The 13,396-nt window shown below is 72.9% G+C and carries 9 protein-coding genes; 3 read left to right on the forward strand and 6 right to left on the reverse strand.

Annotated features, from left to right (window positions below):
* Positions 1–284 precede the first annotated feature (284 nt).
* Positions 285–2,864, reverse strand: a complete 2,580-nt coding sequence (locus tag ACIQJT_RS36300; protein ID WP_402649981.1) for an ABC transporter permease — start codon at positions 2,862–2,864, stop codon at positions 285–287.
* Positions 2,861–3,649 (reverse strand): ABC transporter ATP-binding protein, encoded by a 789-nt coding sequence (locus ACIQJT_RS36305; RefSeq protein ID WP_365451848.1) that lies wholly within the window; start codon positions 3,647–3,649, stop codon positions 2,861–2,863. The genes ACIQJT_RS36300 and ACIQJT_RS36305 overlap by 4 nt, the downstream gene beginning before the upstream one ends.
* A gap of 424 nt (positions 3,650–4,073) precedes the next feature.
* On the opposite strand from ACIQJT_RS36305, the gene ACIQJT_RS36310 reads away from it, so the two are divergent.
* Positions 4,074–5,582, forward strand: a complete 1,509-nt coding sequence (locus ACIQJT_RS36310; RefSeq protein ID WP_402649982.1) for an MFS transporter — start codon at positions 4,074–4,076, stop codon at positions 5,580–5,582.
* A 22-nt stretch (positions 5,583–5,604) separates the two neighbouring features.
* On the opposite strand, the gene ACIQJT_RS36315 is transcribed toward ACIQJT_RS36310, so the two are convergent.
* The 3 genes from ACIQJT_RS36315 to ACIQJT_RS36325 all read right to left on the reverse strand — a co-directional run bounded on the left by ACIQJT_RS36315 (position 5,605) and on the right by ACIQJT_RS36325 (position 10,444).
* The gene (locus tag ACIQJT_RS36315) at positions 5,605–6,492 is read right to left on the reverse strand and encodes a cellulose-binding protein (RefSeq protein WP_402649983.1); all 888 of its coding nucleotides are present in this window, start codon (positions 6,490–6,492) and stop codon (positions 5,605–5,607) included.
* Between the two features lie 199 nt (positions 6,493–6,691).
* A complete protein-coding gene (locus ACIQJT_RS36320; protein WP_402649984.1) occupies positions 6,692–9,439 on the reverse strand; it encodes an SUKH-4 family immunity protein in 2,748 nt (915 codons plus the stop codon).
* A gap of 9 nt (positions 9,440–9,448) precedes the next feature.
* The gene (locus ACIQJT_RS36325; protein WP_402649985.1) at positions 9,449–10,444 is read right to left on the reverse strand and encodes an SMI1/KNR4 family protein; all 996 of its coding nucleotides are present in this window, start codon (positions 10,442–10,444) and stop codon (positions 9,449–9,451) included.
* A 326-nt stretch (positions 10,445–10,770) separates the two neighbouring features.
* Here ACIQJT_RS36325 and ACIQJT_RS36330 point away from each other — a divergent pair, with 326 nt between their 5' ends.
* Both ACIQJT_RS36330 and ACIQJT_RS36335 read left to right on the forward strand, forming a co-directional pair.
* Positions 10,771–11,343 (forward strand): YwqJ-related putative deaminase, encoded by a 573-nt coding sequence (locus tag ACIQJT_RS36330; protein ID WP_365451858.1) that lies wholly within the window; start codon positions 10,771–10,773, stop codon positions 11,341–11,343.
* Positions 11,344–11,473: 130 nt separating this feature from the next.
* On the forward strand, positions 11,474–11,968 hold the full coding sequence (locus tag ACIQJT_RS36335) for an SUKH-3 domain-containing protein (RefSeq protein WP_365451859.1): 495 nt from the start codon (positions 11,474–11,476) through the stop codon (positions 11,966–11,968).
* Positions 11,969–11,980: 12 nt separating this feature from the next.
* Here ACIQJT_RS36335 and ACIQJT_RS36340 read toward each other — a convergent pair whose 3' ends face one another.
* Positions 11,981–13,288 (reverse strand): histidine kinase, encoded by a 1,308-nt coding sequence (locus ACIQJT_RS36340; RefSeq protein WP_365451860.1) that lies wholly within the window; start codon positions 13,286–13,288, stop codon positions 11,981–11,983.
* Positions 13,289–13,396: the final 108 nt, after the last annotated feature.

Below are 13,396 nucleotides of genomic sequence, written 5' to 3' on the forward strand. Positions count from 1 at the left end.
CCAGCCTACGACGGCGTCGGCCCGACCGCCGGAGCCTGTGGACAACCCCGCCGCACCTCGGGTGCCCTGTGGACGGCGACGAACCCCCGCCCCCTGCGGACAGGCCCCCACCCCGAGCCGCCTCACCCCGTACCCAGGGCCACCCCGAGCCGCCTCACTCCGCACCCAGGGCCCCGTCCCGCGCCCCCGCCCTCCCGGAACGGCCGCCCCCAAGCGAAAGGGCCCGGCGCCGAGAAACCCCCCGTGGCTTCTCGGTGCCGGGCCCGCCCCCGTCCCCAGGAGGGCTACTCGGTGGCGATCGCGTTCAGGACGTTCATCCGGCCCGCCCGGAACGCCGGGATCAGGGCGGCGAACAGGCCCACGAAGGCCGAGCCGATGAAGACCGCGATGATCGTCGGCCAGGGGATCTCCAGGACCTTCAGGCCCTCCAGGGCGAGGAGCTTCTGGGCGGTGGCACCCCAGCCCATGCCCAGGCCGAGGCCGAGCAGTGCGCCGAAGAGCGCGATCACCACCGACTCCATGCGGATCATCCGGCGCAGCTGGCGCCGCGAGAGGCCGATCGCCCGCATGAGGCCGATCTCCCGGGTCCGCTCGACCACCGAGAGCGCCAGGGTGTTCACGACACCGAGGATCGCGACGATGATCGCGAGGGCCAGCAGGCCGTAGATCATGTTCAGGAGCTGGCCGATCTGGTCCTTGAGGGCTTCCTTGTAGTCGGTCTGGTCGCGCACGGTGTACTGCGGGTAGTCGTGCAGCGCCGCCTTCAGGGACTTGTACGCCGCGTCCGTCTGGCCTTCCTTGGCCGAGGCGAAGACGAGCTCGTCCAGGGGCATCTTGTCGGCCGGCACGTACTTGGCGAGCGTGGCGGTGGAGATGTACTTCGAGCCCGCGTCGATCAGGCCGTCGCTGCTCGTGATGGCCCGCACGGTCAGGTCTGCCGTGGCGCCGTCCTTGAAGGCGACCTTGATCTTCGACCCGAGGCGGATGCCGTGCGCCTTGGCGAACTTGTCGTGCACGGACATCGAGTCGGGCTTGTACGCGTCGGCGAGCTTTCCGGCGACCGTCTTGGTCTGCAGGTCGGTCGCGTACGTCGGGTCGGCCGCCGTGATGTCGGTGTCCTTGAGGGTCTTGCCGTCGGGGGTCGTGTAGTCGGCCTCCGCGATCTTGTACTCGGTGACCCGCGCGAGTCCCGGCGTGTCCTTGACGGCCTTCACGGCCGCCGGGGTGACGAGCTGCCCGCTGTCGGACTGGATGATGAAGTCCGTGCCGACCGTCTTGTCGAGCTGGTCCGTGGCCGAGGCGACCATGGAGGAGCCGACGACCGACAGGCAGGCGACCAGCGCGAGGCCGATCATCAGGGCGGCGCCCGTGGCTCCGGTGCGGCGCGGGTTGCGCAGGGCGTTGCGCTCGGCCATGCGGCCGACGGGACCGAACACCCTGAGGACGACGGCGCCCAGGACGCGCACCACGACACCGGCGAGGAGCGGGCCGATCACGACGAAGCCGATCAGGGAGAGCACCACGCCGAGGCCGAGCCACGAGGAGCCCTCCTTGGCCTTGTCCGCCTCGGCGGCGAGGTAGAGCGCGTAGGCGCCGCCGGCGGTCAGGAGCGTGCCCACCAGGGCCCGTACGCGGCCCGCCTTGGCGTCGGCGGGGGCGCCGGCGTCCCGCAGGGCGGCCATCGGGGAGACCTTGCCCGCGCGGCGGGCCGGCAGCCAGGCGGCCAGGACGGTGACGACCACACCGAGGAGCAGGCCGACGACCGGGGTGGTCCAGGCGATGGTGAGGTCACTGGTGGAGAGGTTCATGCCCATGGAGCCCATGAGCTTCATCAGCCCGATCGCGAGGCCGACGCCCGCGCCGACCCCGAGCACCGAACCGAACACGCCCAGCAGGAGCGCCTCGGCCAGCACGGACCGGTTGACCTGCTTGCGCGAGGACCCGATCGCCCGCATGAGGCCGATCTCCCGGGTGCGCTGCGCGACCAGCATGGAGAAGGTGTTGATGATCAGGAAGATGCCGACGAGGAAGGCGATCCCGGCGAAGCCGAGCATCGCGTACTTCATGACGTTCATGAAGCCCTCGACGTCCTGCTGGTTGGCGTCGGCGGTCTCCTTGGCCGTCTGCACCTTGTAGGTGCCGCCGAGCTCGGCGGCGACGTTCTTCTTGAGCTGCGTGTCCGTGACCCCGGCCGCGGCCGTGACATTGACGTTCGTGAAGACGTTCGACTCGCCGACGAGCGCCTGCTGGGCGGTCTTCGTGTCGAGGTAGAAGATCGCGGCACCGGGGTTGGTGACCTCGAACTCGGCGACGCCGGAGATCTTCGCCTTGTGCGTGCCGACCGCGCTGATGACGCCGATCTCGTCACCGAGCTTCAGGTGGTGCTTGTCGACGGTGTCCTTGTCGACCATGACCTGGTCGGAGTTCTTCGGGGCCGCACCGGAGGTGATCTTCATGGTGCGGGCGTCGTTGCCGTTCCAGCTGCCGACGATGGTCGGGCCGCCGCCGGACGGCGAGAGGCTGTCCTTGTCGGCGTCCACGACGGTCACCGAGGTCGAGAAGACGGTCCCCTCCGCCGTCTTCACGCCCTGTGCCTCGCGCACCTTGGTCAGTACGGAGGCCGGCATGACCGGCGGCTTGCCGTTGCCGGAGGTCGTCTCGCCGCTGTCGGAGGCGCCCTTGGCGCTCACCGTCACGTCCGAGGAGGTGGCCGCGAAGAGCTTGTCGAAGGTGGTGTTCATCGTGTCGGTGAACACCAGCGTCCCGCAGACGAAGGCGACCGACAGCAGGACCGCCACGGCCGACAGGGCCATGCGTCCCTTGTGCGCGAAGAAGTTGCGCATGGAGGTCTTCATGACGGTCATGACGTGCGCCCCCGGGCGTCGAAGTCCTTCATGCGGTCCAGGACGGCCTCCGCGGTCGGCTTGTGCATCTCGTCGACGATCCGGCCGTCGGCGAGGTACAGCACGCGGTCCGCGTAGGAGGCGGCCACCGGGTCGTGCGTGACCATCACGATGGTCTGGCCGAGCTCGTCGACCGACCTGCGCAGGAAGCCCAGCACCTCGGCGCCCGCGCGCGAGTCGAGGTTTCCGGTCGGCTCGTCACCGAAGATGATCTCGGGGCGGGCGGCCAGGGCGCGGGCCACGGCGACGCGCTGCTGCTGTCCGCCGGAGAGCTGGGTGGGCCGGTGCCGGAGCCGGTCCGAGAGGCCGACCGTGTCCACCACGCGCGCGAGCCACTGCTTGTCCGGCTTACGCCCGGCGATGTCCATGGGCAGCGTGATGTTCTCGAGCGCGTTGAGCGTCGGAAGCAGGTTGAAGGCCTGGAAGATGAACCCGACGCGGTCCCGCCGCAGTTGGGTGAGCTTCTTGTCCTTCAGCCCGGTGATCTCGGTGTCGTCCAGGAAGATCTGACCGCTCGTCACGGTGTCGAGACCGGCGAGGCAGTGCATGAGGGTGGACTTGCCGGACCCGGAGGGGCCCATGATCGCGGTGAACTGTCCGCGAGCGATGTCCACGTCCACATGGTCGAGGGCGACGACACGGGTCTCGCCGGACCCGTACGCCTTGACGACCTGCCGCGCCCGCGCGGCAACGGCCGTACGCCCTCCAGTGCCCCCGTGCCTGGTGATGGTTACAGCCGATGTCACGGTATGTCTCCTATATCGGTAAGTCAGTGAGCCGCCGGGACCGCCCGGCGTTCGGTAAGTGCTGGTGGCTTGTTCGGTACGGCGTTCAGTCTGGTGCCGCGGGTCGGTCCGGCGCGCTGGTGCTCAGCACCCTCTTCTACGGGGGAAAACCCCACCCCCGTCGATCCGGCCGCCCCTCCCCCACCGCTCCCCAGCGGCGTAAAGCCAGGTTAAGGACGGCCCCGGGGCCTTCTCGTCCTCCGGCGGTACGAACCCTCCCCCAGCCGTAGTACGGAGGTACCCCTAGGGGCACTCCACCGACAGGTGGAGGCGATCTAGGGGTCGGCTCCACCCTCCGCCCCGGCGAGACTGCACCCTGCCGCCACGTGAGGGGCAAGTGGGAGAGTGGTCGCCGGCAGATGGATGCAGGGGGAAAGGAATCCGCGTGGACGACACGAAGCCGTCGACCCGGGAGTCCGCGCGGCAGGTCTCGACGGACCGGCGCGGGGCGGTCGTGGCGGCGCTGATGCTGGCGATGGCGCTCGCGGCCCTGGACTCCACCATCGTCTCCACCGCGGTCCCGCAGATCGTCGGCGACCTGGGCGGCTTCTCGGTCTTCTCGTGGCTGTTCTCCGGCTATCTGCTGGCCGTGACGGTGACGCTGCCGGTCTACGGGAAGCTGTCCGACACCTTCGGGCGCAAGCCGGTGCTGATCGCGGGCTCGGTGGTGTTCCTGCTCGGCTCGCTGCTGTGCGCGGTGGCGTGGAACATGGGCGCGCTGATCGCGTTCCGGATCGTGCAGGGCCTGGGCGGCGGCGCCCTGCAGGGCACGGTCCAGACGCTCGCCGCCGACCTGTACCCGCTGGAGGAACGCCCGAAGATCCAGGCCAAGCTGTCCACGGTGTGGGCGGTGGCGGCGGTCGCGGGCCCGGGGATCGGCGGGGTGCTCGCCGCCTACGCGGACTGGCGGTGGATCTTCCTGGTCAACCTGCCGATCGGGGCGGTGGCGCTGTGGCTGGTCGTCCGGTACCTCCACGAGCCGCAGCGCTCCCTGCGCGTCGCGACGGCCACGCGCGCGCGTGTCGACTGGGCGGGCGCGCTCGCGGTGTTCGCGTGCGGCGGTGTGCTGCTGACGGCGCTGGTGCAGGGCGGGGTGGCCTGGCCGTGGCTGTCGGGGCCGTCACTGGTCCTGTTCGGCACGGGCCTGGCCCTGGTGGCCGCCGTGGTCCTGATCGAACGCCGGGCGGCGGAGCCGATCATCCCCGGCTGGGTGTGGCGCCGCCGCACGATCGCCGCGGTGAACCTGGCGCTCGGCGCCCTGGGCCTGCTCATGGTCGCCCCCACGGTCTTCCTGCCGACGTACGCCCAGTCGGTGCTCGGACTCGCCCCGGTCGCCGCCGGATTCGTGCTGTCCGTGTGGACGCTGAGCTGGCCGGTGTCGGCGGCGCTGAGCCAGCACGTGTACCGGCGCATCGGCTTCCGCAACACGGCGATGCTCGGCATCGCATCGGCGGCCGTGGTCCTGTTCGCCTTCCCGTTCCTGCCCTACCCGGGCGCGGCCTGGCAGCCCACCCTGCTGATGCTGCTCCTGGGTGCCGCGCTGGGCCTGTTCCAGCTCCCCCTGATCGTCGGCGTCCAGTCGACGGTCGGCTGGGCGGAACGCGGCACGGCGACGGCGTCCGTCCTGTTCTGCCGCCAGACCGGCCAGACGATCGGCGCGGCGGTCTTCGGCGCGGTCGCCAACGGTGTGCTGGCCGACCGCCTGGGCGGCGCGAGCGACCTCGACTCCGTCACGCGCGCGCTGGACGCCGGCACCGCCCCCGAGACGACCCGCGCGGCCATCGCGGACGCGGTGCACGCCGTGTATGTGGGCGCGGGCTGCGCGGCCGCCCTGGCGTTCGGGGTGCTGCTGGTGCTGGCGCCCCGGCGCTTCCCGGTCCTCAAGGAGCAGTGACCACCGCGGCCGGTCGCGGTGGTCACTCAGCCGCCCCCTGTCCGGTGAGCGCCGTGAGACTGCTGCGGACGAGATCCATCTGGGCCTGGACCTCGTCCCAGCGCTCGGCGTGCTCGCGCAGCACCCGTTCGGTCTCCCGGACGATCCGCTCCTCCTCGGCCCGCGCCTCCGCGAGGATCTCCGCCGCACGCGCGCGTGCGTCCTCCTCGCACCGCACCACCGCGGCCTTCGCCTGCGCGAACTCGCGCCTCGCCTCGGCCAGCACCGCCTTCGCCCGCGCCACCCGTTCGGCGCCCCGCAGGTCCACCTCGGCCGCCCGTTCCTCGTGGGCCCGCTCCACCTCGGCCCACCGCTCCGCGTGCTCCCTCGCCTGCTCGGCGAGCATCGCGCTGGTGCGCTGACGCACTTCGCGCAAGGCGGCGAGCGCCTTCCCACGCCCCTGCTTCACCTCGCGGCGGGCGGCGACACGGATCTCGTCGGCCTCGGCGCGCGCGGCGAGCAGCCGCTGACGAGCGCGTTCGTCCGCCTCTGCGCGCACGGCGTCGGCCTGCGCCTGTGCGGCAGCCCGTACGCCGTCGGCCCGCGCCTGCGCCTCGTCCTCGAGACCCTGCGCCTCCTGCCGCGCCCGCTCCGCGACGGCGGCGGCCTCCTCCCGCCCCATCTCGAAGAGCCGCTGCGCCCCCTTGCCCAGGGCTTCGTACGCCTGCGGGACCAGCCCCGCCACGACCTCCCGCATCCGTACCGCCTCGGCCTCCATGTCCCGGGCGAGCACGGTGAGCCGGGCGGCCCGTTCCCAAGCGGCGTCCCGGTCCCGGGACAGGGCGCCGGCGTACGCGTCGACCTGGTCGGGGCGGTAGCCGCGCCCCCGTACGGCCACGAACCCCGGGGACGACACCGGTGCGCTGCTCATCCTGGAACCCCTCTCCGCGACGACACAAACGAACGCGAAATGATGATTTCGCGCACATCTTGATGTATCGGACGGAAATGTTCATAACGCGACACTCCGCGCACGGGTCGCGGGGACGGGCCGAAAAAGGGAGGGCCGGACCCGGTCTCACCACCGGTTCCGGCCCTCCACGCGCGCGTGGCTCAGCGGCGGCGGGGCGTCACAGCAGCCCGTCCCACATCTGCTCCAGCAGCACCGACCACCAGCTCTCCGGCGAGCTCAGCGCCGCCGGGTCGAGCGAGGCGAGCTGCGCCTGGAAGTCGACGGTCCAGCGGCCCGCCTGCTCCTGGTTCAGACCGAAGCGCAGCCGCCACATCCGGCCGAGCAGGGCCAGACAGCGCTGGAACTCGGGCAGGCCCGTGTTCACGAACTGCGGCGGTACGGGCGCACCGCCCGGCCCGGCCTCCACGGGCACGGCGACGATGTTCGCCGTGCCGTACTGCACGCAGACCGCCTTGCCGAAGTCGCTGCCCATGACGAGGTACGAGCCCGCGTCGGAGGCCGGCTGCACCCCGCGCTCGGCGGCCAGCTCGGCCAAGGTCGGCACCGGCCGCCCCAGTTGGGCCTGCGCCCAGAAGAACGGGCCCATGTCCACCGGCAGCCCCGCCACGACCAGCGAGTGCGCGACGACCGGCGGCACGCCCTGGCGGTCCACCGCGGCCTGCTCGAACCGGAAGATCCCCGGCCCGAACGCCCCCGCCAGCTCATGCGCCACACCCTCCGGCGGGATCGGCGGCGCCGCCTGCACCGGCGGCAGCGGCGCCCGCACCGGTGCCGGGCGGGCGGGTCCGTCGGCCACCTGGTGCAACTCGCCCTGATGCGCCAGCAGTTGCTGCATGCCCTGCTGCCGGCTCGCGTGATCCGTGCCGTACGGGGCGATGCTCGCGATCCGCGCCTGCGGCCACTGCTCCCGGATCATCCGCGCGCAGTACGCGCCCGGCAGCTCGCAGGACTCCAACTCGGTGTGGAGCTCCAGCACCTGGTCCGGGGGCACGTTCATGCCGCGCAACTCGTGGAAGATCTGCCACTCCGGGTGCGGCGTCCCCGGCGCCGACCGCCGGATCAACTGCTGCTCCGACCCGTCCTGCGCGCGGTACCTGAGGACCGCCTGATAGCCGGGACCGACGGTCGGCTGCGACTGCTGGGGGTAGCCGTAGGCGGGCGGCGGGGTCGGCGCGGGGGGCCCCGCAACGGGCTGACCCGGCACCGGGTGCCCGGGCGTCGGCTGTCCCGGCATCGTCGGCGCGGGCGCCGGACCGGGGGACGGTACGGCACCCGGAGGCGGGGGCGGCATGGCGCCGAGCGGCATCGGCCGGGGAGCGCCCGAAGCGGCTGCGGGCACACCGGGGGCGCCGGGCATGCCGGGGGCACCCGGGCCGGGCGGGGAGCCGGGGCCACCGGTCGAGCCGGGACCGGCAGGGCCGGTGCCGGCCGGAGAGCCCGGGGCCTGGGGCGGCGGAGGCATGTTGGGGCCGGCCGTGGAGGGCCTGGACAGCACGGTCTCCGCGTGATGCACGGCGCCACCCGGGGCCCCTGGAACACCGGGAGGCTGCGGCGCACCCGGCACCCCCGGCGGATTCGGCGGCTGAGGAGCGTTCGGCGCACCGGACGTCTGCGAAGCACCCGGCGAGCCCGGCGGGTTCGGGAACCGGGACGCCCCCGGGACGCCGGGCGGCTGCGGAGCGCCCGGGAACCGCGGGGCGTCCCGCCCGTCGGCGGGCTGTACCGACACGGCAGGCGCTGCCGGAGGCGGAGGCGGGGTCGGAACGCCACCGGAACCCGGCTGCCCTGCCGCCCCCACCGTCCCGTCGGCACCGGGGGCCGACACGAACTGGGTAGGCACGTACCCGCCCCCCGCAGGCCCGGGCGGCGGAGGCGGCGGAACCGGACTCCCGCCCTGCGCCCCCCGCGAGGGAGGCGCCAGCTTGCTGGTGGCGACATCGGCGATGTCGCCGGCACTCGGCGCGGGCGGCGGCATGGCACCCGGCGGAGTCGCACCCGGCGCACCGGCCCCTTGCGGGTACCCGTACGACGGCGCCCCCGGCGAAGTCGAGGAAGCCGCCCCGCCCGGAACCCCCTGCGGATACCCGTACGACGCACCCCCGGCGGGCGGTCCGCCCGCCGGCGTGGCTCCGGGCGCCCCCGGCACCGCCGCACCCCGCGGACCCGAGATCCGAGCGGTCCGGGAGTCCGAGACGTCCGAGACATCCGAGACGTCCGACGCGTCCTGCACCTCCGACGCGTCCTGGACCTCGGACGCGTCCCGCACCTCCGAGGCGTCCTGGACCTCGGACGCGTCCTGCACCTCCGGGATCTCCGGGATCTCCGAAGCCGACGACGCTTCCCCGTCACTCACCGGCGGAGGCGCGAACACCGTCTCCGGCAACGCCACCGAGAGGTCTTCGCCCCCGTTGGTGTCGGTCCCGGTCCAGGGCCGTGCCTCCGGGACGACAGAGCCCCCGGCCCCAGCCGCCGCACCGGCGTCAGCCGCACCGGCCCCGGCACCCGAACCGGCCCCGTCGGTCCCCAACTTGTCCGCCGCGTCCTGCAACCACTCCGGCGGCGTCAGCAGGAACGACGTCTGGTTCAGATCGACCCGCGACGCAGCCGCACCCCCCGCCCCGGCCCCGGCGTCCCCGGCCCCGTCCTCCCGGCCGTACTCCTCCTCGTACCGGCGGATCACCTCGCCCACCGGCAACGAGGGCCACAGCGTCGCCTCCCCGCTGTCCCGGGCGATCACCAGCCGCTGCGCGCCCCCGTCCGAACGCGGGCCCTCCGCACGGTCCTCGGCCCACACCACGAACCCGAGGTCGAACTCCCGTACCCGCACCTCACGGTGCTGGTACGACGGCACGTCCCCGTTGATCCACTCCTCCGCGCGCTCCTGCGCCTGCGCGAACGTCACCATCGCTGAAGCTCACTCCCCCGACACGGAAGAAGACACGGGAACGGCACGGGCGAACCCGCCGTCCACCATCAGGTTCGCCACCGTCTCCAACTCCGGCGGGTTGCCGGCCAGTCGGGACAGGAACACGTCGAAGTCCGCACCGCAGGGCAGCAGAAGGCGTTCCACCCGCTCGGCCGGCCGCATCGCGGGATCGACGTCACGGGCGTCGTCGTAGGCGCAGAACCAGACCGATCCGATCGCCGCGCCCTTCACCTTCACGGCCAGCAGCCCGCCCTGGACGAAGCCGACACCGAGGTAGTCCTTCGTCAGGTGGTCCCGCAGGCACTTGTTGACGTACACGAGGTCGTTGACCGCCGCCTCGTCGCGGACCGTGAAGAACGGCTGGTCGACCAGGAGTCCCAGCTCCGCGTCCAGCGCGGCCCCCACCGGCGCCGATCCGCCCGCCGCCTTCAGGAAGGAGCGGTAGGCGCCGGGCAGCCGGTAGCCGAGGTCCTCCTCGACCCCCTGCACCTGCGACTCCGTCACCGCCAGCGACGACTTCGGCAGCCCGAAGTGCGCCGGCCGCGTCTCCTGCAACGGCCGTGTGCCCCGCTTGTTCTGGTCGACCCGGGTCGTCGCGATCCCGCCGTGGTGCCGCAGCAGCGCCTTCACCTCGACCGGGATCAGTTCCAGGCGCCGCGAACCCACCACGTGATGCCAGGTCCAGCCGTGCGGCGTCGCCACCGCGGGCACCGTGTCCCACAGCTCGTGACCGGTCGCCGCGAGCGCCGCGTTCGCCGACACGTAGTCCGTCAGCCGCAGTTCGTCGACCCCGAAACCCTCCGGCGGCTCGGCGATCTCCGCGGCGGCACGCGCGTAGGGGGAGAAGTCGGGGTAGCCACGCTCGTCCACCCGCACCCCTCTGGGATGACGCGCGGCCCGGACCGGGTCCGGAAAGTGCACGACCTGCCCGGCGTAGGCCGCGTTCGGCGGCGCGGCTTGTTGCCCGAGCCGACCTGTCGTCATGGCGAAAGCCCCCTGCGGCGCTCTGGTACGACCCGCGGCGACCCCCTGGGGCAATGCAGGGCCGCCACGCGCCGTATCGACTGTCTCGTCCGTCTCCACGCGTCAACCGCGCGCATCGCGGCGACCACCTGGATCGCGGTGCCGACAGCCTATGCGGTACGACGACACCGGTCACCGGGCACCGGCCCGGCTCCCTCCGCTTCCGTGACCAGCCGTCACCCCATCGTGACGGCCCGCCCGAACCCGGGCGTGTCGCACCGCCCCAGCTTCCGCACCAGCCACGCCATTTGGCAGTCTGTGACCTCCGGGGGGATGCACGGGAGGGGATGACGATCATGAACACGACGCAGACGGGACCGCACACAGGACCGCGCACGGGCATGACGGCCGGCACGAACGGCGGCCCGCACGCGGGCCTCGACGGCGATCCCCGCATCGACTGGAGCAGCGCCGAGAGACCCCACGCGCCCACCCTCCGCCACCGTCGCGACGGCATACTGCCCACCGTTGCCGCCGCCCTCTCCGTGCGCGGCGCCACCCTCACCTCCACCGCCGCCCGCGGCGACCAGCCGCCGCCGCTGCACCCGCTCGTCCAGGACTTCCTCGACACGCTCGGCAGCGACCGGCGCGACCGCTTCACCGGCCGCTGCGCCGAGACCATGCTCATATCGCGGCACATCGCCGCAGCCGACGCCGCCCGCAGCAAGCGCGCCGCCCGCAAGCCGATGACCAACGGAGAGGCCCGCCGCGCCCTCAAGCAGGCCAAGCTCACCGCCCGCCGCATCCGCGAGGACGGCGACCCGCTGCACGGCAGCTTCGCCGCCCCCTGCCGCGCCTGCACCGCCCTCAGCGCCCACTTCGGCGTCCGCATCGTGGACCCGACGGCGAACGGCGGCTGACCACCCCCCACCCGCACGACCCGCACGACCCGCAGCACCCACCCCGACCCCAGCACCGCACCACCCGCACGACGGCGCCCCGAAGCACACCCCGGCGCCCCTCCATGACCTCGACGAACGCGAAGGGCAGATGCACCCCGACCGCACCAGCACCACCCGTTTCCCCGTCCCCGTCGACGCCGCCCTGCGCGCCGCCGGCTGGCAGCCCGGACGCTGGGACATAAAGCAGGCCGAGATCTGGGCCGACACCCTGCGCGAGCACATCTCACCCGCCGGACACCGGCACGCCGTCTTCCCGGCCGCCGTCGAGGCCTGGGCCGAGTTCGGCGGACTGCACCTGACCCCCACCGGCCCCGGCCGCCAGGTCGCCCCGGCCCACCTCCACCTCGATCCCCTGCACGGCCTCCACATGGCCCGCACCCTCGCCGACCTGGGCCGCGCCCTGGACACCGAGGTCTGCCCGCTCGGCGCCGAGACCGACACCCAGGCACTGCTCGCCATCGACACCGAGGGCCGCGTCTACGCTCTGGACCACACCGGCGACTGGTACCTCGGCCCCGACATCGACCAGGCCCTGGCCGGCCTCGTCACCGGCATCGAACCGGCCCGCCTCACCGCGGGCTGACACCCCGGCACCCTAGGCCGCCGGAATCACCGCCGACACCCGGAAACCCCCCGCCTCCGTCGGCCCCGACACGAACACCCCGCCCAGCGCGGAGACCCGCTCCTTCATCCCCACCAGGCCGTTGCCCCCCGAGGGCAACCGGGCCGAGGCGAGGGCAGACATCTCGGGCGGCGGTTCGTTCTCCACCTGCATCGCGATCTCCGACACCCGGTGCGCCAGCCGCACGTGCGTCTTGGCGCCCGCCGCGTGCTTGTGGACGTTGGTCAACGCCTCCTGCACCACCCGGAACGCCGTCTGCTCGATCTGCGCCCCGTACGACCGCACGTCCCCCTCCACGGACAGGTCGACGGCCATGCCCGCGGCGGCCGACTGCCCGATCAGCGTCTCCAGGTCGTCCAGACAGGGTCCGTCGGTCTCCTCCACGACACGGGAGACCGCGGCGGCCGCCGCCACCCCGACCGTGACCAGCGGAACCGCCGACCGCTCCTGGCGCCCGGACCCGTCGCCGCTGCGCAGCACCCCGAGCATCTCCCGGAGTTCCGTCAGCGCCTGCCGTCCCATGTCCCCCACCAGCGCCGCGTTCCGCACGGCCTTCTCGGGGTCCTTGCGGGCCACGGCCTGCAGGGCAGCCGCGTGCACCACCATGAGGCTCACCCGGTGCGCGACGACGTCGTGCATCTCGCGGGCGATACGGGTCCGCTCCTCGTTGCGCGCCCACTCCGCACGCTCCTCGGCCCGCTCGGCGAGCAGCTGGAGTTCCCGTTCGAGGTCGTCGGCCCGCTCCCGCAGGCTCTCCATGAGCCGGCGCCGGGCCCCCACGTACAGCCCGAGCAGCAGGGGCGGCGCGGTCATCCCGATCGCGGTGGTGATCGACGCGAACGGGACGAACCAGTCCCCCAGATCCAGCTCGCCGTGCGCCATGTCCTGCCGCACCCGCACGAACATCACGATCAGCATCCCGACGAGGGACATGCCCGCCAGTGAGCCGATGATCCGGCGCGGCAACTCGGACGCGGCGAGCGTGTACAGGCCGACGATGCCCATCAGATAGCCCATCTGGGCGGGCGTGATGGCGATGCTCACGAGCACGACGGCGATCGGCCACTTGCGCCGGACGACCAGCACCGAACCCGCCAGCACACCGAACACGATCCCCGCGGCCACCGGGATCCCCGCGTCCTTCGCGAACCGGATCCCCTCGAACGCGCACTCCACCGCGGACGCCGACGCCAGACCCGCGTCCAGCACGGCGCTGCGCCACCGTGCCCACCACCACGGCCCCTTCAGTGCCGCGGTGGTGTCTTCCCCCGTCGTGGTCATGCCTCCAGCCTACTTTCGGCCCCCGCAGGTTTTCCGGTGACTTTCCGACGACCGACCCGCACCACATCGAGTGACCGTTCGACTACGGAACAGCCCGATATCCCTCGA

This window comes from Streptomyces sp. NPDC091972 (genome assembly GCF_044756385.1).
Taxonomy (GTDB): Bacteria; Actinomycetota; Actinomycetes; order Streptomycetales; family Streptomycetaceae; genus Streptomyces.

What these genes read in the sequence shown, in the direction of transcription:
- ACIQJT_RS36315 (WP_402649983.1), bottom strand. Translation starts at nt 6,492, where the DNA reads ATGAGCAGCGCACCGGTGTCGTCCCCGGGGTTCGTGGCCGTACGGGGG.
- ACIQJT_RS36340 (WP_365451860.1), bottom strand. Translation starts at nt 13,288, where the DNA reads ATGACCACGACGGGGGAAGACACCACCGCGGCACTGAAGGGGCCGTGG.
- ACIQJT_RS36330 (WP_365451858.1), top strand. Translation starts at nt 10,771, where the DNA reads ATGACGATCATGAACACGACGCAGACGGGACCGCACACAGGACCGCGC.
- ACIQJT_RS36325 (WP_402649985.1), bottom strand. Translation starts at nt 10,444, where the DNA reads ATGACGACAGGTCGGCTCGGGCAACAAGCCGCGCCGCCGAACGCGGCC.
- ACIQJT_RS36335 (WP_365451859.1), top strand. Translation starts at nt 11,474, where the DNA reads ATGCACCCCGACCGCACCAGCACCACCCGTTTCCCCGTCCCCGTCGAC.
- ACIQJT_RS36300 (WP_402649981.1), bottom strand. Translation starts at nt 2,864, where the DNA reads ATGACCGTCATGAAGACCTCCATGCGCAACTTCTTCGCGCACAAGGGA.
- ACIQJT_RS36320 (WP_402649984.1), bottom strand. Translation starts at nt 9,439, where the DNA reads ATGGTGACGTTCGCGCAGGCGCAGGAGCGCGCGGAGGAGTGGATCAAC.